This is a genomic window from Corynebacterium sphenisci DSM 44792 (genome assembly GCF_001941505.1).
GTDB classification, from domain to species: domain Bacteria; phylum Actinomycetota; class Actinomycetes; order Mycobacteriales; family Mycobacteriaceae; genus Corynebacterium; species Corynebacterium sphenisci.
Window position 1 is genome coordinate 89,155 of sequence record NZ_CP009248.1, and the last position, 20,277, is coordinate 109,431.

A 20,277-nucleotide genomic window follows, 5' to 3' on the forward strand; every position below is an offset into this window, starting at 1 on the left:
GGGCGCGCCCGCTCAGCCCCATTTCGGCCCCGGCGCCCGCCAGCGCGCCAGCGCCGGCAGCAGCTCCGCCGGATCCGCGACGTGGATCAGCGAGTCCACGTGCCGGCGGCGGATCATGCCCGCCGCGGCCAGGGAGCGCAGCATCGCCAGCAGCGGCTCCCAGAACCCGCCCGGGCCGACCAGGGCCACCGGGCGGTCGTGGATGCCCAGATGCTGCCGGGTCCACACCTCGAAGAACTCCTCCAGGGTGCCCGCCCCGCCGGGCAGCGCCACGAAGGCGTCGCCGAGGGCGTACATCCGCTCCTTGCGCTCCGGCATCGTGCCCACCCGCTCGAAGCGGGTCAGCCCCGGATGGCCCAGCTCCCGGTCCAGCAGCAGCCCGGGCATCACCCCGACGACCTCCCCGCCGCCGGCCAGGGTGGCGTCGGCGACCCGGCCCATCAGCCCCACCGAGGCCCCGCCGTAGACCAGCCGCACCCGCTCCGCGGCGAGCACCGCGCCGAGCCGCCCGGCGGCCTCCGCCCACGCCGGATCGGCGCCCTCGGCGGAGCCGGCGAAGACGGTCACCGCGGAGACGGTCCGCGCCGGGGCGCCCCCGCGCAGCCGGGGCAGGGTGTGGTTCACCAGCATCGGCGCCAGGGACCCGGTGGGCGCCATCGGATCCACCCAGCGCAGCTCGGCGATCTCCGCCCGCGGGGCGACCGCGGGCGCCTCCCCGGCGTAGCGCAGGTGGATGCCCTGCACCCGCCGGCCCGGCTCATTGGCGGCGGCGTCCTCGGCGACGCCGAAATCCTCCAGCAGCGCCGGATCCAGCTCCGCGCCGAGCTCCTCGGCGATCTCGCGCACGCAGGTCGCCTCCGGGGACTCCCCGGGCTCGGGTTTGCCCCCGGGCAGCATGAACCGCCCGGTGCCGCGTTTGCGCACGGTGAGCACCCGGCCGTCGCCGCGGCGGATCACCGCGGCGACCACCCGGATCGGGGGCCGTCCGGTCACGGCCGCTCCAGGATCACCGGGTTGTCGGTGTGCCCGTCATCGTCGACGATCATCTTGCCCGGGGACCACAGCCCGGAGCGGCGCTCCACCCGGGAGTCGATCCGGGCCGGATCCGGGGCCACCCCGTCATTGGTGCGGGGGGTGAGCCGCTCCACCGAACCCCAGTCCCGGGCCCAGTCGTCCTTCTCGTAGGCGGGCACCGCCACCGCGTCGTTGACCGCGTCGGTCATGCCCAGCACCCCGCCGCCGCCGGCGGCCTGCCAGGTGTCCGTGGAGGAGATCTTCAGCGGGCGGTCCGGCATGATCCGGTAGGCGGGGTTCTCCGCCACCCCGCCGCGGTGATCGAAGGGCCGCTGGCAGGGGAACTGGAAGGCCACCGCCCAGTCCGGCAGGGTCGGCGTGTCCCGGTCGATGACCTCCGTCATCGGGGCCAGCTCCGGCACCCGCGGCGGGGTCACCGCCAGCCACTGGTCCTTCGCCAGGTTGAGGTCCTCGGCGACCAGCCGCACCGCGGTGGCGCCCTCCGGCACCCGGTCCATGGGCAGCCGCAGATTGCGCCAGGACGGCTTCGGACCGATGTCCATCGGCTCCAGGACGCCGAGGCTCTCCCAGCCGCCCTCGCCGGCGCCGGGCCGGGCGAACTCCAGCACCAGCCGGGCGCCGGGCTGGCGCACCCCGTTGAAGTCGGCGTGCGCGATCCGGCCGGCGGCGGTGACCACCAGCAGCGGGGTGCGCTCATCGGCGGCGGGCAGCTCGTACCAGGTGGTCTGCAGCCGCGCCGGCACCTGCACCTCCTTGCTGTAGGAGCCCAGCACCGGCACCGTCGAGGCGCGCAGCCCGAAGGGCAGCCGGGCCCGGGAGCCGTTCACCCCGGCGTCGCGGGAGAACCCGCCGCCGGTGCCCGCGGACTGGCCCACCGCCAGGTTGTTGTCCGCGAGCTCGTCGACGTCGGTGTTCGCGGTGCCGTCGTCGACCCACTCCGGCTCCGCGGTCATGTCCGAGGGCAGCCCGTTGGGGTCGAAGCCGCGATCGGTCTCCCCGGCGGAGAGCGACTCCGCCAGGGGGCCGCGCACCGGGCGCAGGAAGTCCCGGTTCGGGTTGGTCTCCATCAGGATGTCCTCGGCGAGGGCGCAGCTGGAGCCGGTGAGCGCCCGCAGATTGCCCATGGCCAGGGAGTACGCCGGGTACTGGCTCACCGCCCCCTTGGCCAGGGAGGCCACCGAGAAGGCGACGATGATGAAGGTGCCCACCACGATCGGGGAGGCGGCGATGGCGCCCAGGCGCAGCCGCTTCGCCGCGCTGGAGGGCCTGCGCCGGCCCCGGTACTCGTCGACGAAGCTCAGCGAGGCGCCGATCGCGATCACGACCAGGGCGATCAGCAGCACCACCGAATTGGCCTCGTGGCCGTGGTACTGCACGGTCTTGTCGAACCAGGGCACCCCGTAGGCGCCGACGTACCACCAGCCGTTGATCCCGGTGAGGGAGTAGGCCAGCACGAAGATCATGAACCCGGCGAAGAGCACCTGGTTGCGCCGCGAGCCCACCGCCCAGTGGCTGATCGCCATCGCCGCCAGGGCGGCCAGAGCGGCGCCGATACCGGCGTAGACCCCGAAATGGTGGGTCCACTTCGTCGGCGTGAAGGTCATGAAGAACACGGTGCCGACGAACATGAACACCAGCCGGGTGGCCGGGGCGGCCAGCGCCCCGGGCACGGTGCGGTGCCGCAGCAGCGCCGCCACCGTGATGGCCAGGCAGACCAGGGCCACGACCACCGGGAAACGGCGGGTCATGGACCCGTCGACGGACTGCAGCAGCAGCCAGTACCAGCGGATCGGCTCCTCGTACCAGTGCAGGGAGGGGCCCACCGCGCTGCGCGCGCGCACCGCCTCCAGCACCGAGGCCAGGGTCTGGTCGCCGAAGACGCCGACCAGGATGGCGGTGCCCGCGGCGAGGAAGGGCGCGATCTGCATCGCCGGGGCGCGCCAGCCCCCGCCGAGCACCCGGTGCCGCTCCACCACGATCCGGATCAGCGCCGGCAGCCCGCCGAGGATCGCGGCCACCGCCATCAGCCCGGTGGGCCCGGAGCCCAGGGACAGGGTGGCGATGATCACGCCGAAGGCGGCGGGCAGCAGCCGCCGGGTGCGGATCGCGCGCTCGAAGAACACCCAGGTGAGCAGGGCGCCGCAGGCGATCACCGGCTCCGGGCGCAGCCCGTTGTTGTAGGGCAGCCAGAAGGCCAGCAGCACCCCGGCCGCCGACCAGTACGCCACCCGCCGGGAGGCGATGCCCGCGCCCAGCCGCGGGATGATCAGCCGGGACAGCGCGAACCAGATGGTCAGCCCGGCCAGCAGCGCGGGCAGCCGCATCCACAGCGAGGCGGTGGACACCCGGGCCATCAGCGCCAGGATGTCGTAGAAGGGCCAGCCGAAGGGCGATTCCGGGGCCCCGAACCAGCGGTAGTAGTTGGCCATGTAGCCGGACTCGTGGGAGACCCGGGCCATGGTGAAGATGTAGCCGTCGTCGGAGGTGTTCGCCCCCATCACGTGCCAGAGCAGCAGGGTGCCCACGACGACCCCGTCCAGGGGCCGGGGCCGCCAGGCCCCGCGCGGGAACCAGCGCAGCCGATCCGCCCCGTCCACCCGGTCCACCCGGGACAGCGCGAACAGCGCCGCGGCAGTGAGCGCCAGGCCGGCGAGCATCGCGGCGAGCTTCAGCGGCGTCGGCGAGGAGGTGAACCGGGAGTCGATCTCGATGTCCACGGCCAGGCCCGCGGCCACCGCCCCGGCGGCGTCATCGCGCGGGTTCAGCGCGGTGTACACCCCCGTGACCTGGGGGCGGGCGTCGCCGACCAGGGTGCCGCGCAGCGGCCTGCCCTCCTTGTCCACCGCCCCGGGCACCTCCGCGGTGGTGCGCCCGGCATCGGAGCGCAGGGTGATCACCCGGTCCCGGTTCGCCGCGTAGGCCGCCTCGTCCAGGGAGAGCAGCACCCGGTCCCGGACGATCACGTCCAGGGAGTTCTCGGTGCGCCGGATCTGCAGACCCTCCTCGGTGGCCTTCGGCGCCCCCGGGGGCAGGGTGCCCAGCACCACGGTGCGCCCCTCGGGCAGGTCCTCGGCCAGGCCCACCGGCACGGTGAGCTCCAGTTCCGCCGGCGCCTGCGCCATCAGCGGCGCGGTCACCGAGTTCAGGCTGCCCCCCTGCGGCCAGCTCAGCGAGGTCTGGGTCTGGTTCACCGGCAGGAAGGGCACGGTGAGGAAGAGCAGGAAGCCGAGCAGCCCACCCAGGATGGCGGTGCGGCGCACCGCCGCACCCGGCCGGGGACCGTCCATGGGGGGCCGCTCCACGGACTCCAGCTGCACGGTCTCCTGGGCGATCACCTCCCGCTCCACCCGGGGGTCGCGGCCGGGGGCCGCGGGCTGGGCGTCGGATGGCGACGGGGGTTCCTGGGGGTTGGGTTCGTCGGCAATCACATCAGGCGAGTCTACGGCACCGGGGGTGCGCCGGCGCCGATGGTTTTGCCCGAATGCCCGGCGCCGCCCCCGGCCGGCGGCGGGCTCAGCGCCGCACCAGCACCGCGAAGGGCCCCACCTGGGTGGCCGACCAGCCCTCGGCGAAGGCGCCCCGGTCGAAGGCGACGCCCCGGAAGAGCACGTTCGGGTTGTTCGGGTAGATGTCCTCGGCCAGGTCCAGGGTGAGCGGCGCCTCCGGGTCGGAGAGGTCCCCGCGCAGGATCAGCGCATCCGGGCCGCGCCAGCCGGAGCGGTCCAGCGCCGCGGCGAACTCCCCCGGATCCGAGAGCCCGGTCCAGGACTCGATGGCGGCGTTGCGCTTGTCGAATTCGCCCAGCGGATTGGCGTAGTGGCTGGTCATCGCCTGGAAGGAGTACCAGGGGTAGAAGGCCAGGAAATTGCGCTCATCGGTGAGCAGCACCGACTCCGCCGGGTCCAGGCCCGCCTCCCGGAGCACCCGATCCAGCTCCGGGTAATGCGCCCCGGCGTCCGGGGCGAAGCGGTCCGCGCGCCGCCCGGAGCCGTCGGTGTCGGTGTGCGCCAGGTCGATCGGCCCATGCAGCCGGGCGGGGATGGACTGGGCGTGGGCCACCGCGCAGGCCAGCGCGAGCACGGTGACCAGGGTCGCGACCCGGGTGCGCCGGCGCCGCGGCGCGGGGGCGCCCGGACGGGGGGATTCCCCCGCCCCCGCTGGCGTGTCGCGGGGCAGCCGGGACAGGGCCGCGGCGATGCCGAGCACCCCCGCGGTGGCCAGGGTGATGGTGATCGGGGCGGCGATCCGGAAGCCCAGCAGGGTGCGGCCGGTGAGGGTGGCCAGCATCGAGGCCAGGGCCCAGCCGTAGAGGGTGAGCGTCGCCAGGGCCAGCGCCCGGGCGGTCGGCTCGGCGGCGCGCAGCACCAGCCACGCCACCCCGGCCAGGCAGAGCAGGCCGAGCACCCCGGCGGAGAGCATCGGCAGCGGCAGCTGGGCCCCGTCCTCGGGCAGGTAGTGCGCGGCGGTGGCCCCGGAGGCCGGGGCCCCGCCCAGCCGGGCCAGCACGTACGGTGCCCACACGCTCGCCGCGATGAGCAGGGACCCGGCCCCGATCCCGGCCAGCCGCAGCAGCGGGGCGACCCGGCGCAGCCGGATCGCGGCACCGGCCGCGGCGAGCACGGCGACCAGGGCGGCGACCGCGGTGTGCAGGGTGTAGAAGGTCGCCGAGGCGCCCAGGAAGAGCGTCAGGGCGACCGCGGCGGCGCGGCCGCCGTAGGCGGCGCGCCGGGCGAGCACCGCCGCGGCCGGGGCGCCCATCGCCACCACCGCGGCGTAGGGCTCCTCCGCGGCGACGGTGAGCGCCACCGCGGTGGTGCTCAGCGCGATCGCGGCGCCCAGGGCGAGCGAGCCGGTGAGCCGGCGCCACACCGGCACCAGCAGGCAGCCGGCGGCGGCGAAGGTGATCAGCGCCCAGGGCTGGAAGGCCGCCCAGCCGGGCAGGCCCGCCGCCCGGGCGAACCAGCCGCCGAGCCGGAACCAGCCGGCCGGGTAGAACGGCGGCACGTCGATGTAGGACATGTCGCGCAAGCCCGGTTCGGCGGCCATCCGGGTGAGGTACTCGGTGCGGAAGCCCTGGTCCACGCTCACCCCGTCCAGGTAGAGCCGGGTCGAGGCCAGCGGGATGCCCAGCACCGCCACCACCAGCCCGGCGGGGGCGAGGTGGGTGACCAGGGCGACGGCGGCGCGGCCGGCCCGGCCCATGGCGGGGCGCAGGTGCGCGGCGAGCAGCGCCGCCGCGGTGGCGGCGAGCACCACGGTCACCGCGGCGGTGGCCAGGGCCCGGGTCATCGGGGAGCCGCCGAAGGCGGGCAGGCTCATCGCGTGCAGCACCAGCCAGGCGGCCAGGGCGGCCACCGCCCCGCCGGCGGCGGCCGCGGGGATCGCGGCCAGGGTGCGCGACAGCGGCGCGGGTGGGCGGGCGGCGTTCATCGGCGTCCGGGGGCGGCGGGCCTAGATCGGCAGCCGGCGGAAGATCGGGCGCGGGATGTGCTTGAGCACCATCATCACCGCCTGGAAGGCCGGCGGCGCCCACACCAGGCGCCGGCCCTTGTCCACGGAGGCCACCGCGAGTTTGGCGACCTCCTCCTTGTCCACGGTCAGCGGGGCCTCCGCCACCCCGGCGGACATCCGGGTGCGCACCTGGCCGGGGCGGATCACCAGGGTCCGCACCCCGTACTCCTCCAGGGCCTCGCCGAGGCAGAGGTAGAACCCGTCCAGCCCGGCCTTGGTGGAGCCGTAGACGAAGTTGGAGCGGCGCACCCGCTCCCCGGCCACCGAGGACATGGCGATGAACTGGCCGTGGCCCTGCCGGCGGAAGCGCTCGCCGACGAGCACCCCCATCGACACCGCCCCGGTGTAGTTCACCTGGGCGATCTGCACCGCCTTGCGCTGATCGCGCCACAGCTCCTCGGCCTCGCCGAGCAGCCCGAAGGCGACGATGCACACGTCGACGTCGCCGCCGGCGAAGGCGGCGTCGACCACCGCCGGATGGGAGTCGAAGTCCGCGGCGTCGAAGTCGAGCAGCTCCACCTCGGCGGCGCCGGCCTCGCGCATCGCCGCCGCGGCGGCCTCCCGGCCGGGATCGTCGGCCAGGGCGGCCAGGATCACCCGGGCCGGGCCGCGGCGGAGGAACTCGGCGGTGATCGCCAGGCCGATTTCGCTGGTGCCGCCGAGGACGAGGATGGACTGGGGCGCGCCCACTGCGTTGATCATGTGATGCTCCTTGGGTTCTCGGCGGCTAGTTCAGTTCGAGCCGGCGGCTCATGTCGGAGGCGAACACCCCGGTGGGGTCGAGCTCACGGCGCAGCCGCAGCCAGTCCGCCATCCCCGGGTACATGGCGTGGAAGGTCTCCGCGGAGGTGCGCGACTCCTTCGCCAGGTACAGCCGGCCGCCGAACTCGCGCACCCGGGCGTCCAGATCGTCGAGGAAGGAGCCCAGCCCGGCCTTGATCGGGAAGTCCACGCACACGTTCCAGCCCGGCATCGGGTAGGACAGCGGGGCCCGGTTGCCCTCGCCGAAGAGCTTGAACACGTTGAGCGCCGAGTAGTGCCCGGAGCCCTGGATGTCCCGGATGATGCCCTTGAAGGCGTCGACGGCCTCGGTGGGCACCACGAACTGGTACTGCAGGAAACCCCGCTTGCCGTAGCCGCGGTTCCATTCCCCGATCAGATCCAGCGGCTGGTAGAACTGCGTCAGGTTCTGCACCTGGTTGCGGTAGGTGCCGGATTTCAGCCACCACAGCTCCCCGATCGCCACCATGGACAGCTTGTTCATGGTCCAGGAGGGGAAGATGTCCGGCACCGTGACCAGCTGGGGGGCGTTGAACTTCAGCGGGTCCTTCGCCAGCTTCGGGGCGAGCTCCTCCAGCTGGGCCAGGGTGGCCAGGCTGCCGCGGGAGATCGCCGCCCGGCCGAGCTTCGGCTCCGGGGAGATCGCGTCGAACCAGGCCGAGGAGTAGGTGTAGTTCACCTCGGAGCCGTCGGAGTGGAAGGCGATGGTCTCGTCGAGGCTCCCGGTGAGATCCCCGTCGGCGATGAAGTAGGCGGTCTCGGTGCGGGTCATCCGGATCCGGGCGCGCAGGATGATGCCGGTGAGGCCCATCCCGCCGACGGTGGCCCAGAAGATCGACCCGTCCGGGTCGTCGGCGCTGCCCTCCGGCTCCAGGTGCAGGATCCGGCCGTCGGCGATGAGCAGCTCCATGGAGGCGACGTGGTCGCCGAAGGAGCCGGCGGAATGGTGGTTCTTGCCGTGGATGTCCGGGCCGATCGCCCCGCCCACGGTGACCTGCCGGGTGCCGGGCAGCACCGGCACCCACAGCCCGTAGGGCAGCGCCGCCTTCATCAGCTGGTCCAGGGTGACCCCGGCGTCGACGTCCACGATCGCGGCATCGGGGTCGATGGAGTGGATCCGGTTCAGCGGCCGCATGTCCACGACCAGGCCGCCGGCGTTCTGCGCCGGGTCGCCGTAGGAGCGGCCCATGCCGCGGGCGATCACGCCGCGGGCGGCGTGCGCGGGGGCGCCGTCATTGCGCTCGGCGACCATCCGCACCGCCGCCGCGATCTGCTCGACGTCGCCGGTGGACAGGACCTCGGCGGTGGTCGGGGCGGTGCGGCCCCAGCCGGTGAGGGTCCTGGCTTCTGTGTGCAGGGCTCCGGGGGCACCGTTCGAAGCAGGGGTGCCGGACTTGCCCGTGTTCTTCCGCATCATCGCCGAGGCTACCCGCGCCGGGGCCCGCGGGCGCGCAGGCGCGGGGATCAGTCCAGGTCCAGCATGCGGCGCAGCTCCTCGGGCAGGTCCGCCTGCTCGGTGATCACCGGCCCGGTGTGCTCCCGCAGGATCTCGTACACCCGGGCCCGGCTGGTGGAGTCCAGCAGCGGCAGCTCCTCGGCGACCATCCGGGTCAGCTCCGGGCTCAGCGGGGTGTTCGTGCGCTCGGCGGCGATGTAGGTCTGCGGGGCCTTCTTCTTGCGGAGGAATCCGAACATGCCCGGCACACTATCCTGTGCACCATGAGCACGCCCCCCGCACCCGAGGACCCGGCCGCCGCCGACGCCGGGGTCGACGTGATCGGCGGGGCCTTCGCCGCCGACGCCCCGGCCACCGTGGCGGTGGTCGCCGACGCCGGCGGGGAGGCCCTGGCCGTATGGCATGTGGAGCTCGCCCCCGCGGCGAGCGGGGACCGGCTCTCCGGGGCCTGGCTCACCGGGCCCGGGGACGGCGCCGCGGAACTGGCCCGGGTGCTCGCCGGATGCGCGGTGCTGCAGGTCGACGCCGTCGTCCCGGACTGGGCGGCGCCGGCGCTGGCGGACCTGCCCCGGATGGACCCGGCGGCCACCGTCGCGGAGCTGCGCGCCGTAGTGGGGCGGATCCGGGACCGGGCCGCGGCGGAGCGGGCCCGGCCCGGCCGGGGCACCCTCACCGCCCCCCGGCTGCCGGAGCTGCCCGACCCGGCGCCCATCGACTTCCCCCATGTCGGCGAACCCGCCGCGGCGGCCGCCCTGGGCTGGGCCCGGGGGCTGGAGGCGCTGGCCGAGGCCTGGGCGGAGGTGGACTCGCAGCGGCGCCGCCGGGACTGGCTGCGCGGGCCCCGCGGCACCGACCCGGTGCCCCTGCCGCTGGTCCTGCACTGATCGGGGGTGTCGGCGATGGCCCCCGGGTCGGGCCGCTGAGCTGGGACTAAGGGGTTTCGGCCGCGCCATACCCGTCCCGGCGCCCGGCGGCCAGGTCGCCGCGGCGCCCCTACCATCGGTGGCATGTCGACGGACCGGGGCAACATCATCGCCTTCCCGGGGGCGCGCGCGGAGATCGAGCCGGCCACCCTCATCATCGGGGCCGCCCTGTCCGCGGAACCGGAGACCGTCACCCGGCTGTTCGGGGTCAACGACCGGCTGCCGCTGAACCGGCTCGGTGAGGCGCTGCGGGTGCTCTTCGGCTGGCCGGACGCCGCCGCGCCCTGGTCCTTCTCCGTGGACGGGGCGCGGATCCCCGGGGATCGGCTGGTGGGGGAGGTCCTCGCCGAGCCCGGCGACCACCTGGTGTGGGGCTGGGGGCTGTGGGAGCACCGGCTGGAGGTGCGGGAGGCCTTCGCCCGGGACCGGGCCACCCCGGACGTGCTGTGCATCGGCGGCTCCGGGCACGGCCCCGGCGCCGCCGCCCCGGGCGCGGACGTGGACGTCGCCGCGCTGAACCTGGAGCTCACCGGGGCCGAATCCGCCGCCCGGATCCTCGCCGGGGCCCGGCCGGAGGTCGCCGACCTGGTGGAGCGGGCCGGGGCGGTGGAGTTCGTGCCCCTGCTGCAGGCCCTGGATCTCCGGCGGGAGACCGACTGCGATCCGGCGGCGGCGGCGCTGATGCGCTCGTTGCCGGCGGAGAACCCGGTCGACGACGCCGCCGGCCGGGACGCGGCCTGGGTGAGCCTGCTCTGCCTGGCCGCCCTGGTCGACGACGACGCCCGGCACGATATCGCCACGCACACCATGGACCGGCTGGCCTGGTGCCGCGACGACGGCTACCGGCTCGGCGGGGAGGACGTGGAGGCGCTGTGCGCGGCCACCCTGGAGGTGCTGCGCCGGGTGCGGGTGCTCGGCCCCGACCGGCTGCCCGCGGACGCCCGCCTGGAGCTGCTGCGCGAGGCGCTGCGCCGCCAGCGGGTACCATCCCCGGGGTGAGCATCACCGACCCCGCCGCCCCGGCCCGCGACGAGCATGGGCTGCGCACCCAGCTGACCCGCTTCATCATCTCCGGGGTGATCGCCGCGGTGGTGGACTTCGGGGTCACCGCGGCGCTGCTCAACCTAGCCGGCTGGTCGGATTTCGCGGGCAAGACCGGGGGCTGGGTGCTGGGCACCCTCACCGCCTACCTGATCAACGCCCGGTGGACCTTCCGGGCCGCCCCCACCGTGGCCCGCACCGCCGCGGTGGCGGTGCTCTACCTGGCCACCTACGCCACCCAGACCGGGATCTTCGTGGTGCTCCGGCCGGCGCTGTCCGAGGCCGGCTGGGCGCTCGGCGCCGCCCAGGCGGGGGCCTTCGTGGTCGCCCAGGGCGTGGCCACGGTGATCAACTTCGTGGTGCAGCGCACCGTGATCTTCCGGGTGCGCTGAGCGGGCCACCCCCGCCGCCGCGGCGCCGATCGGCGCGCCGATACCCTGAATGGCGTGAACGACATGAGCGGCTCGACCAGCCCCGCCGCCGGCGGGGAGCAGACCATCCAGCGGGTGCTCTTCGCGCCCCCCGCCCCCTGGGTCGACGAGGGCCTGTACTGGCGCGTCGACGGCTCCGGGGAGGTGCTCTCCGCCGGCCGGGAGGCCATCGAGCTGGCCCCGCGCACCACGGTGCGCACGGACACCTACTTCGGGCGGCTGCGCGCCGGGCACTGGCAGCGCTGGACCGGCGTGGACCGGGTCATCCTGCGCGCCGAGGCGGACCCGGGGGTGCGGGTGCGCGCCTGCGCCGAGGACATCGGCGGCCACGTCGCCCTGATCGGGGCGGCGGCGGTGCCCGCCGACGCCGCCGGCCCGGCGGAGATCGCCGTGGAGGTGCCCCTGGACCGCTACGCCGACGGCGGCGCGGTGCACGTGGCCGTGGGCACCGGGCCCGCCGGCGGCGGGGTGCGCCGGGTGCGCTTCACCGCCCCGGCCGACCTGGCCGCCCGGGACGTGCCCACCGACCTGGTGATCTGCACCTTCAACCGGCCCGCGGACTGCGCGCACACGGTGGCCACCCTCGCCGCCGACCCGCCGGCCCTGGAGCGGGTGCGCGCCATCCGGGTGGTGGATCAGGGCGACCGGCACCCCGCCGACGAGCCCGCCTTCGCCGCCGCCCGGGAGACCCTCGGCGACCGGCTGCAGGTGGTGGCCCAGCCGAACCTGGGCGGCGCCGGCGGGTTCTCCCGGGGCATGCGCGACGCCTGCGCCGCCGGGGAGTGCCTGGTGCTGCTCACCGACGACGACATCCGCCCGGAGCCGGAGACCACGCTGCGGCTGTCCGCCCTGGGCCGCTACGCCACCCGGCCGATGCTGCTCGGCGCGCAGATGCTCTTCCTGTACAACCCCACGCACCTGTTCCGCACCGGGGAGCGCTTCGACTGGGCGGGGCTCAACGTGGTGCTCAACGACCCGCTCTACGCCAAGGCCGACGTCGACGTCCGGGAGCACCACCAGCTGCGCCGCCTGGGCGTGGACTACAACGCCTGGTGGTCCTGCCTGGTGCCCTCCACCGTGATCGAGGACATCGGCCTGGCGCTGCCGCTGTTCTTCCAGTACGACGACATCGACTACGGCCACCGCGCCGCCGCGCACGGCTACCCCACGGACACGGTGCCCGGGGCGGCGGTGTGGCACGCCGACTTCTACTGGAAGGACGTCGACGGCGTCGGCGCCTACTTCTCCCTGCGCAACGGGCTCATCGCCGCCGCCCTGCACGGCCCGGCCGGCGCCGCCGGCGGGCGCACCATGGCCGCCACCGTGGGCCGGATGATCGGCACCACCCTGGTGTCCATGCGCTACGGGCTGGCCTGGACCCAGCTGCAGGCGGTGCGCGACGCCCTCGCCGGGCCGGGGGTGCTCGACCACGGCAGCGCCGGGGATCTCGCCCGGATCGCCGCCGGCCGCGCGGAGCACCCGGAGACCCGGGTGCTGCCCGCCGCCGAGCTGCCCGCCGGGCTGGACCCGGTGCGCCCGCCGACCCGGGAGATCGCCTCGGTGGATCGCACCCTGGCCAAGCGGGTGGCCTACACCCAGCTCGGCCGGCGCCGCCCGGGGCCGGTGGCGGTGTCCCACGAGGACGCCTTCTGGTGGCACCTGTCCACCTTCGACGAGGTGTGGGTCACCGACGCCTCCCAGTCCGGGGTGCGCCATCTGGTGCGCGACCGGGAGCTGGAGCTGCGGCTGCGCGCCGAGCTGGTCGGCCTGCTGCGCCGGCTCGCCGGGGAATGGCCGGCGCACCGGGAGCGCTGGGCGGCGGCCGCCGCGGACCTGGCCTCCCCGGGGAACTGGGCCCCGCTGTTCGAGGGCGCGCCCCGCGCCGGCCGCGCCTAGCGCCGGCCCCGCGGCCGGAAGGGGGCGAAGCGCTCCCGGCGGCCGCGGCGCTGCAGCGCCCACCAGCGCACGAACCCGGCCGGATCCCGGCGCACCACCAGGAAGAACCAGGCGAAGCGGGCGTACTCCTGGGGCAGCAGCCGGCGCATCCCGGGCCGGCTCATCAGGTAGCCGCGGTTGCGGTAGGTGAAGTAGCGCTTGGCCTCGTCCGCCGGGTACTGGGCGTGCATCCGCCCGCCCAGGATCGGCAGGAACTCCCCGGTGCCCGAGGGGTGCAGGTAGGCGGTGGTCAGGCAGGTGCCGAAGCGCAGCCCGGAGCGGGCCAGCCGGCGGTGGAACTCCACCTCGTCGCCGCGGATGAACAGCCGGTAGTCGGGCACCCCCACCCGGGCCAGGGCCCCGGCGGAGAGCAGCGCCCCGTTGAACAGGCTGGCGATCCCGGGCAGCAGATCCCGGTCCCGGTCCACCGGGTCCACCCCCGCCGGGGCGGGCCGGCCGGTGGCGGCCTCCGCGGAGGCGAAGTTGACGTACCAGCGCCGCCCGGAGTCGTCGTCCACCGCGGGCAGCCGGGGGTCGGCGCCGCCGGCGACCAGCTCATCGCGGGTGCGCCGCCAGGCCAGGCCGCGGCGCAGCGGGAAGGCCAGCTTCGTGGCGTCGGCGATGTTGAGCACCAGCGGGCTCACCGCGGCCAGTTCATGGCGGGCGGCGCAGTCGAGCAGCTCGGCGAGCACCTCCGGGCCCTCGGGCCGGCCGTCGTCGTCGGCGCACCACACCCAGTCCGCGCCGAGCGCCAGGGCGTGCAGCATGCCGTGCGCGAACCCGCCGGCGCCGCCCAGGTTGGTCCGCGAACCCAGGTAGTGCGCCGCCACCCCGGACTCCCCGTCGAGGGACTCCACCAGGGCGCGCACCCGGGCGTCGTGGGCGTTGTCCACCACCAGCAGCCAGCGCGGCGGCCGGGACTGGCCCACCACCGCCTCCAGGGACGCGGCCAGGGAATCCAGCCGGTCGTGGGTGACCACCACCGCGGCGACCGCCTCGGCCGCCTCGGCGGGCTCCGCCGGGTGCTGGGATGGGCTCACTTCTTCTCCTTCAGGATCTCGCGCACGTGCCGGGCCGCCTCCGGCCCCTCGTAGGCCGCCACGATCTCGTCCACCGCCCCGGCGGCCCGGATCTCGCCGTGGTCGACCCACAGCGCCGTGTCGCAGAGCTGGGCGAGGAACTCGTTGGAATGGGAGGCGAACACCAGTATCCCGGATCGGGCGACGAGGTCGCGCAGCCGGTCCCGGGCCTTGGCCAGGAAGGCCGCGTCGACGGCGCCGATGCCCTCGTCGAGCAGCAGGATCTCCGGTTCGATGGAGGTCACCACGCCCAGGGCCAGGCGCACCCGCATCCCGGTGGAGTAGGTGCGCAGCGGCATGTGCAGGTAGTCGCCGAGCTCGGTGAACTCGGCGATGTCGTCGAGCTTGGCGCGCATCCGGGCCCGGGACTGGCCCAGGAACAGCCCCCGGATGATGATGTTCTCCAGCCCGGAGATCTCCGGGTCCATGCCCACGCCCAGGTCGAACACCGGGGCCACCCGGCCGCGCACCACCGCCGATCCGCGGGTGGGCTCGTAGATCCCGGACAGCAGCCGCAGCAGGGTGGACTTGCCGGCCCCGTTGTGCCCGACCAGGCCCACCCGGTCCCCGGTGCGCAGGTGCAGGTCGATATCGCGCAGCGCCTCCACCACCACCACATTGGAGTCGTTGCGCCCGATCGCCCCGCCGGCGGCGCCGAGGAAGGCCTTCTTCATGGACCGGGACTTCGCGTCGAAGATGGGGAAGTCCACGCAGGCGCCGTAGGTGTCGATTGAGACCATGTCGTCCTTTCCGCTACACCCAGTAGCTGACCCGGGAGCGCCACTGCCGCATCGCGGCCAGGGCCAGCAGCAGCCCCGCCGCGGTGCAGGCGAGCACGATCCACCAGTGGTAGGCGGCCAGCGGCTGGCCGGTGAGCGGGGCCCGCACGATCTCCAGGTAGTGGTACAGCGGGTTGATCTCGGCGATCCGGGCCCGCTGCGCCACCGCCCCGCCCTGCTCCTGCAGGGTGCGGGTGGTCCACACGATGGGGGTCATGTAGAACACCAGCTGGATGAGCGAGTCCAGCAGCGGGGCGATGTCCCGGTACCGGGTGGAGACGATGCCGAAGAACATGGTCACCCACACCCCGTTGGCGACCAGCAGCGCGAACCCGGGCACCGCCAGCCAGAAGGACCAGCCCAGGTGCGGGCGGAACACCGCCACCAGGATCGCCCAGATGATCATGTTGTGCGCCAGGAAGAGCAGCTGGCGCCACACCAGCCGGTAGACGTGCACGCTCAGCGCGCTGGGCAGCTGCTTGATCAGCCCCTCGTTCTCGATGAACACCTGCGCCCCGTCGCGCACGCAGCCGGAGATGAAGCCCCACACGATGAGGCCGACGGTGACATGCGGCAGGAAGAAGCCCAGATCCTGCTGGAAGAGCAGGGAGTACAGCAGGCCCAGGGCCAGGGCCATCGCCCCGGTGGCGATGGTGATCCACAGCGGGCCCAGGGTGGAGCGCCGGTAGCGCTGCTTGATGTCCTGCCAGCCCAGCTGCAGCCACAGCTCGCGCTGGCCGAAGCCGCGGGAGAGGTCGGCCCAGGCGGCGGCGACGGTGCGCGAACGCGAGGGCGGCACCGGCCGGTCCGGGTCGCGGCCGACCATCCGGGCCACCGCGGCGGCCCGGCCGGCGGCCCCCGGGTCGGGTTCGTAGCTGGAATCCACGCCCCCAACCTACCCGTCGGCTCCCTAAGGGCCGCCTTGCGGGGATAGGGTGTCTGGTATCGGACCGGCGCCGGCGCGGCCGCCGGCGACGCACCCCAGAGAGGATGAGATGGCCTTCGACGTCCCCACGACGCGCGGCTCCTACACGTCCCTGTCCGACGGGTGGACCTACCTCAACGGCCTGGAGTGCGCGCAGATCCCGGAGCGGGTCTCCGCGGCGGTGGCCACCTCCTTCCGCACCGCCCCGAAGAAGCTGAAGTCGGAGCCGTCCTCCGGCACCCACGGCCGGCTGCAGGAGCCGGGCGTGGCCGCCGCCGGGCAGATGGCGATGACCGCCCGCCGCGCCTTCGCCGACGTGGTCGGCGGCCGGGCGAACGCGGTGGTGCTCGGCGCCTCCCGGCACGCCCTGGTGGAGCAGCTGATGACCGCGATGCGCCGGCAGCTCACCCTGGGCACCGAGGTGGTGCTCTCCCGGGCGGGCCGGCCGGCGGTGCGGCTGCCGGTGGAGCGGGCCGCGGACATGTTCGGCGCCCGGGTGCGGGTGGCGGAGGCGGATCTGTCCACCGGGGAGGTGCCCGCCTGGCAGTACCGGGACCTGGTGGGGGCGCGCACCCGGCTGGTGGTGGTGCCCGCCGCGGACCCGCATGTCGGGGTGGTCGCCCCGGTGGCCGGGATCGCCGCGGAGGTGCGCCGCCGCGCCCCGGGGGCGTGGCTGCTGGTCGACGTCACCGACTACGCCCCGCACCGGGTGGTGGACATGGCCGCCCTGGACGCGGACGTGGTGCTGCTCGACGCCGCCGCCTGGGGCGGCCCGGATGTCGCCGCCCTGGTGTTCCGGGACGCCGCCATGCTGGATCGGCTGGCCTCCCTGGCGCTGGCCCCGGGGGCCCGGGGCGCGCACCGGCTGGAGGTCTCCCCGGTCGCGCCGGGCCTGCTCGGCGGGGTGGCCGCCTCGGTGGAGCATCTCGCGGACCTGGACCGGGCGGCCCGGGGCACCCGGCGGCGCCGGATCGAGGCCTCCCTGCCGCAGGTCGCGGACTACCTCGGCGGGCTGACCCGGCGGCTGGTGGACGCCCTGGGCAACCTGGACCGGGTGCACGTCATCGGGGTGCCCGCCGAGGCCGAGGGCCCCGCCCCGGAGACCGTGGGCCGGGTGAGCTTCCTCGTCGGCGATGGCGCCGACGCGGTGCCCGCGGTGGACGTGGTGCGCCGGCTGCTCGCCAACGGGCTGGTCACCTCCGCGGTGCAGCCGGGGGATTCGGCGCTGCTGGAGGCGATGGGCGTGTTCGAGGCCGGGGGCGCGGTGGCGGTGGGCCTGCAGCCCTTCAACACCCCCGGCGACGTGGACCAGCTGGTCCGGGCGGTGGCCTCCCTGGGCTAGGCCCCGCCGATGGTGAGCACCAGCTTGCCGCTGACCTCCCCGGAGTCGAGCAGATCATGGGCGGCGGCGGCCTCCCGGATGTCCATGACCCGGTGCACGCTCGGCCGGATCGCCCCGGACTCCACCAGGGGCCACGCCCCGGCGGCGGTGGCGGCGACGATCCGGGCCTTGTCCGCCCGGTCCCGGTAGCGCAGCCCGGTGGCGGTGACGCTGCCGCGCTTGGCCAGCAGCCGGGCGATGTTCAGCTCGCCCTTGACCCCGCCCTGCATGCCGATGATCACCAGCCGGCCGTCCGGGGCCAGCGCCCGGATGTTCCGGTCCAGGTACTTCGCGCCTATGATGTCCAGGATCACGTCCGCCCCGCCGTGGTCGGCGAGCACCTCGGCGAAGTCCTCCTCCCGGTAGTCGATGGCGATGTCCGCGCCGAGCTCCCGGCAGCGGGCCACCTTCGCCGGGCCCCCGGCGGTGGTCGCCACGGTGGCGCCCAGCGCCCGGCACAGCTGGATCGCGAAGGTGCCGATCCCGCCGGCGCCGCCGTGGATGAGCACCGTCTCCCCGGCGCGCAGGCCCGCGGTCATGACCAGGTTGGACCACACCGTGCAGGCGACCTCCACGAGGGACACCGCCTCGGTCATGGGCAGGCCCGCCGGCGGGCGCATCAGCTGGCCCGCCGGCACCGCCGCGTACTCGGCGTAGCCGCCCCCGGCGAGCAGGCAGAGCACCTCCTCGCCGACCGCCCAGTCCCCGGCGGAGCCGTCGGCGGGCACCTCGGCGATCACCCCGCCGCATTCCAGGCCGAGGATGGCCGATTCCCCGGCGGGCGGGGGGTAGTGCCCGGCGGCCTGCAGCAGATCCGCCCGGTTGACCGCGGTGGCGGCGACCTTGACCAGCACCTCCCCGGTCGTGGGGCGCGGGGTGGGGGCCTCCGCCCAGGTCAGGGAGCGGGGGTCCTCGGGATCGGTCTGTTCGATAGCCAACATGAGCCCACCGTAGCCGCGGAAGGGCCCCGCCGGGTGGGCCGGCGCCGATGCGGCCGGTAGTCTGGCGGGGCCCGCGCCGCCGCGCGGGCACCGGGAGACGTGGCAGAGCGGCCGAATGCACTCGCCTTGAAAGCGAGCGTCCCGCACGGGACCGGGGGTTCGAATCCCCCCGTCTCCGCGGCACCGGCGGAAAACCCCCGGGCCGGACACCCCGGCCCGGGGTTTCCCCGTGCCCGCGGCGCGACCTGGGGCACAATGGCGACCGTGCCGGGGTGGGCCCGGCCCGCCCGGGGCGCCCGGGCGCGCGAGATGACCGAGGAGCCGCGATGACCGGAACCGGAGACCGACCGGGCGATGGCGGGGACGCCCCCCGCTGGGAGCCGCTGCAGGACCGGGCCTGGTCCGAATCCGAGCCCACCGGGCAGCTGCCCCCGCAGCAGGGCTGGGCGCAGCCCGCGGCCGACCCCGGCTGGACCCAGCCGGCGGCTTACGGCCCGGGCGGGGACAGGCCCCGGTCCGGCTCCCCCTACGCCGCCGCCCCGCCGCCGCAGCAGCCGGCCCCGCCGGTGCCGCCGGCGCAGCCGGCGCCGCCCCGGTCCGGCTCCGGGCCGGTGGTCGGCGTGCTCGCGGTGCTGGCGGTGCTGGCCATCGTGCTCGGCGCCGGGATCGGCTACTGGGTGTACCGCTCCGCCGACGGCGACGGGGGCGCCGGCTCCGCGCCGACCGCCGCCCCGGGCGGGGGCCCGGGCGCCGGCACCGCCCCGACCACGGGATCGTCGTCGACGACGAGCTCCACCACCACCACCGAGGAGCGGCCCAACCGCCGGGACTTCACCCCGGACCCGGCCTGGGAGAAGTGCGGCGGCTCCGGGGAGCCCGGGGACTTCAACCTGTACTGGGCGGGCACGGACGTGACCAGCTGCCCCTTCACGAGGGAGGTCCGGGACGCCTTCGTCGACTACTACCGGGACACCGGGGAGACCTCCGGCACCATCCGGGCGGAGAGCCCGGTGACCGGCAGGACCTACACCATGGACTGCCGCGATGATGGGGAGCACGTCACCTGCACCGGCGGCAATAACGCGGTGGTGCACATCAGTTAACCCCGGCGGTATGGTGTCGCCATGCGAGCAGCCCCCAGCCCCGCCGCGCGCCTCGGCAGCGCGGCCCTCGCCCTGGCCCTCCCCCTGGCCGCGGCCGCCTGCGCCGCGGACGGGCCGGAGCGTGGCGCCCCCGCCGCGGAGGCCGCCGATCCACCGCCGGCGCCGGGGGAGCTGCCCGCGCAGTGGGCGGCGGCGGTGGAGCGGATCGAGGCCGAGTACGGCGGCCGGATGGGCGTGGCCCTGGCGCTGCCCGGCGGCTCCGCCGCCCATGCCGGGGATCTCGACGGCGGCCCGGCCTGGTCCACCTCCAAGGTGCCGCTGGCGGTGGCCACGGTGCGCCGCGAGGGGGAGGTCGGCCCCCTGGTGGAGTCCACCCTGACCTGGTCCGACAATGACGGCGCGGAGGCGCTGTGGGAGGGCCTGGGCGGCTGGGCGGCGGCCGGGGAGACCGTCGACGAGGTGCTCCGCGACGGCGGGGACGAGGTCACCCGCTTCGCCGAGGACGACGCCACCGGGGCGCACATCCCCTTCGGGCTGACCCCCTGGACGCTCGCCGACCAGGCGGTGTTCGGCGCGAACCTGCCCTGCATCGACGGCGGGGAGGTGGTCTCCCAGGTGATGGGGGAGGTCGTCGCCGACCAGCGCTACGGCCTGGGCGAGGTGCCCGGGGCCCGGTTCAAGGGCGGCTGGTCCCCCGATGACGACGGCGCCTACTTCGTGCGCCAGTTCGGGCTGCTGCCCGCCCGGGACCCGGGCCCGGCCGGGAAGGGCGCCGGCAAGCCCGCCCGGGCCGGGGACTACCCGGACTACCGGGCCGACCCGTTGCCGGGCTCCTTCGTCGGCGTGGCGGTGGCGGCGCTGCCCGATGACGGCAGCTACGGCACCGCCATGGCGATGCTCGACGAGCTCGCCGAGGTCATCGCCGCGCACCCCGCCACCGGCGGGGCCTGCCGCTGA

General features: G+C 75.4%; 17 protein-coding genes and 1 tRNA gene. 8 read left to right on the plus strand and 10 right to left on the minus strand.

Annotated features, from left to right (window positions below; genetic code table 11):
* Positions 1-12: 12 nt before the first annotated feature.
* The 6 genes from CSPHI_RS00355 to CSPHI_RS00380 all read right to left on the minus strand — a co-directional run bounded on the left by CSPHI_RS00355 (position 13) and on the right by CSPHI_RS00380 (position 9,021).
* Entirely contained in the window at positions 13-993 is a 981-nt protein-coding gene (locus CSPHI_RS00355; protein ID WP_075690997.1) for a TIGR00730 family Rossman fold protein, read from the minus strand.
* On the minus strand, positions 990-4,463 hold the full coding sequence (locus CSPHI_RS00360; protein ID WP_245803320.1) for an arabinosyltransferase domain-containing protein: 3,474 nt from the start codon (positions 4,461-4,463) through the stop codon (positions 990-992). The genes CSPHI_RS00355 and CSPHI_RS00360 overlap by 4 nt, the downstream gene beginning before the upstream one ends.
* Positions 4,464-4,548: 85 nt before the next feature.
* Positions 4,549-6,465 carry an arabinofuranosyltransferase gene (locus CSPHI_RS00365; protein WP_075690998.1) on the minus strand — a complete coding sequence of 639 codons (1,917 nt, stop codon included), beginning with the start codon at positions 6,463-6,465 and terminating at the stop codon, positions 4,549-4,551.
* 21 nt (positions 6,466-6,486) lie between these two features.
* Positions 6,487-7,248 carry a decaprenylphospho-beta-D-erythro-pentofuranosid-2-ulose 2-reductase gene (gene dprE2 / locus CSPHI_RS00370; RefSeq protein WP_075690999.1) on the minus strand — a complete coding sequence of 254 codons (762 nt, stop codon included), beginning with the start codon at positions 7,246-7,248 and terminating at the stop codon, positions 6,487-6,489.
* A gap of 25 nt (positions 7,249-7,273) precedes the next feature.
* Positions 7,274-8,740 (minus strand): decaprenylphosphoryl-beta-D-ribose oxidase, encoded by a 1,467-nt coding sequence (gene dprE1 / locus CSPHI_RS00375; protein WP_075693554.1) that lies wholly within the window; start codon positions 8,738-8,740, stop codon positions 7,274-7,276.
* A gap of 50 nt (positions 8,741-8,790) precedes the next feature.
* Entirely contained in the window at positions 8,791-9,021 is a 231-nt protein-coding gene (locus CSPHI_RS00380; protein WP_075691000.1) for a hypothetical protein, read from the minus strand.
* 24 nt (positions 9,022-9,045) lie between these two features.
* Between CSPHI_RS00380 and CSPHI_RS00385 the strand changes: the two genes are divergently transcribed.
* From CSPHI_RS00385 to CSPHI_RS00400, 4 genes are all read left to right on the plus strand, one after another.
* Entirely contained in the window at positions 9,046-9,666 is a 621-nt protein-coding gene (locus CSPHI_RS00385; RefSeq protein WP_084210149.1) for a hypothetical protein, read from the plus strand.
* Positions 9,667-9,789: 123 nt separating this feature from the next.
* Positions 9,790-10,704: a plasmid pRiA4b ORF-3 family protein gene (locus CSPHI_RS00390; protein WP_075691001.1), complete on the plus strand. Its 915-nt coding sequence runs from the start codon at positions 9,790-9,792 to the stop codon at positions 10,702-10,704.
* Entirely contained in the window at positions 10,701-11,138 is a 438-nt protein-coding gene (locus tag CSPHI_RS00395) for a GtrA family protein (RefSeq protein WP_245803321.1), read from the plus strand. Before CSPHI_RS00390 ends, CSPHI_RS00395 begins: the two co-directional genes overlap by 4 nt.
* Positions 11,139-11,201: 63 nt before the next feature.
* Positions 11,202-13,073 carry a glycosyltransferase gene (locus tag CSPHI_RS00400; protein WP_075693560.1) on the plus strand — a complete coding sequence of 624 codons (1,872 nt, stop codon included), beginning with the start codon at positions 11,202-11,204 and terminating at the stop codon, positions 13,071-13,073.
* On the opposite strand, the gene CSPHI_RS00405 is transcribed toward CSPHI_RS00400, so the two are convergent.
* The 3 genes from CSPHI_RS00405 to wzm are packed head-to-tail and all read right to left on the minus strand — an operon-like array spanning position 13,070 to position 15,796.
* Entirely contained in the window at positions 13,070-14,152 is a 1,083-nt protein-coding gene (locus tag CSPHI_RS00405) for a glycosyltransferase (protein ID WP_075691002.1), read from the minus strand. The two genes, CSPHI_RS00400 and CSPHI_RS00405, sit on opposite strands and share 4 nt — an antisense overlap.
* Positions 14,149-14,931, minus strand: a complete 783-nt coding sequence (wzt, locus tag CSPHI_RS00410) for a galactan export ABC transporter ATP-binding subunit Wzt/RfbE (RefSeq protein ID WP_075691003.1) — start codon at positions 14,929-14,931, stop codon at positions 14,149-14,151. The genes CSPHI_RS00405 and wzt overlap by 4 nt, the downstream gene beginning before the upstream one ends.
* A 13-nt stretch (positions 14,932-14,944) precedes the next feature.
* The gene (gene wzm / locus CSPHI_RS00415; RefSeq protein WP_075693562.1) at positions 14,945-15,796 is read right to left on the minus strand and encodes a galactan export ABC transporter permease subunit Wzm/RfbD; all 852 of its coding nucleotides are present in this window, start codon (positions 15,794-15,796) and stop codon (positions 14,945-14,947) included.
* A 169-nt stretch (positions 15,797-15,965) separates the two neighbouring features.
* Between wzm and CSPHI_RS00420 the strand changes: the two genes are divergently transcribed.
* Positions 15,966-17,237 (plus strand): aminotransferase class V-fold PLP-dependent enzyme, encoded by a 1,272-nt coding sequence (locus tag CSPHI_RS00420; protein WP_075691004.1) that lies wholly within the window; start codon positions 15,966-15,968, stop codon positions 17,235-17,237.
* Here CSPHI_RS00420 and CSPHI_RS00425 read toward each other — a convergent pair.
* Positions 17,234-18,217: an NAD(P)H-quinone oxidoreductase gene (locus CSPHI_RS00425; RefSeq protein WP_075691005.1), complete on the minus strand. Its 984-nt coding sequence runs from the start codon at positions 18,215-18,217 to the stop codon at positions 17,234-17,236. The genes CSPHI_RS00420 and CSPHI_RS00425 overlap by 4 nt on opposite strands.
* A gap of 93 nt (positions 18,218-18,310) precedes the next feature.
* Between CSPHI_RS00425 and CSPHI_RS00430 the strand changes: the two genes are divergently transcribed.
* The 3 genes from CSPHI_RS00430 to CSPHI_RS00440 all read left to right on the plus strand — a co-directional run bounded on the left by CSPHI_RS00430 (position 18,311) and on the right by CSPHI_RS00440 (position 20,277).
* Positions 18,311-18,395 (plus strand) — tRNA-Ser (locus CSPHI_RS00430).
* 148 nt (positions 18,396-18,543) lie between these two features.
* The gene (locus tag CSPHI_RS00435) at positions 18,544-19,320 is read left to right on the plus strand and encodes a hypothetical protein (protein ID WP_075691006.1); all 777 of its coding nucleotides are present in this window, start codon (positions 18,544-18,546) and stop codon (positions 19,318-19,320) included.
* Between the two features lie 21 nt (positions 19,321-19,341).
* Positions 19,342-20,277, plus strand: coding sequence for a serine hydrolase (locus tag CSPHI_RS00440; protein ID WP_075691007.1), 936 nt, complete (start codon positions 19,342-19,344; stop codon positions 20,275-20,277).

Coding starts and splice junctions, on each gene's coding strand:
- CSPHI_RS00365 (WP_075690998.1), bottom strand. CDS start 6,465: ATGAACGCCGCCCGCCCACCCGCGCCGCTGTCGCGCACCCTGGCCGCG.
- dprE2 (WP_075690999.1), bottom strand. CDS start 7,248: ATGATCAACGCAGTGGGCGCGCCCCAGTCCATCCTCGTCCTCGGCGGC.
- dprE1 (WP_075693554.1), bottom strand. CDS start 8,740: ATGCGGAAGAACACGGGCAAGTCCGGCACCCCTGCTTCGAACGGTGCC.
- CSPHI_RS00380 (WP_075691000.1), bottom strand. CDS start 9,021: ATGTTCGGATTCCTCCGCAAGAAGAAGGCCCCGCAGACCTACATCGCC.
- CSPHI_RS00385 (WP_084210149.1), top strand. CDS start 9,046: ATGAGCACGCCCCCCGCACCCGAGGACCCGGCCGCCGCCGACGCCGGG.
- CSPHI_RS00390 (WP_075691001.1), top strand. CDS start 9,790: ATGTCGACGGACCGGGGCAACATCATCGCCTTCCCGGGGGCGCGCGCG.
- CSPHI_RS00400 (WP_075693560.1), top strand. CDS start 11,202: ATGAGCGGCTCGACCAGCCCCGCCGCCGGCGGGGAGCAGACCATCCAG.
- wzt (WP_075691003.1), bottom strand. CDS start 14,931: ATGGTCTCAATCGACACCTACGGCGCCTGCGTGGACTTCCCCATCTTC.
- wzm (WP_075693562.1), bottom strand. CDS start 15,796: ATGGTCGGCCGCGACCCGGACCGGCCGGTGCCGCCCTCGCGTTCGCGC.
- CSPHI_RS00420 (WP_075691004.1), top strand. CDS start 15,966: ATGGCCTTCGACGTCCCCACGACGCGCGGCTCCTACACGTCCCTGTCC.
- CSPHI_RS00425 (WP_075691005.1), bottom strand. CDS start 18,217: ATGTTGGCTATCGAACAGACCGATCCCGAGGACCCCCGCTCCCTGACC.
- CSPHI_RS00435 (WP_075691006.1), top strand. CDS start 18,544: ATGACCGGAACCGGAGACCGACCGGGCGATGGCGGGGACGCCCCCCGC.
- CSPHI_RS00440 (WP_075691007.1), top strand. CDS start 19,342: ATGCGAGCAGCCCCCAGCCCCGCCGCGCGCCTCGGCAGCGCGGCCCTC.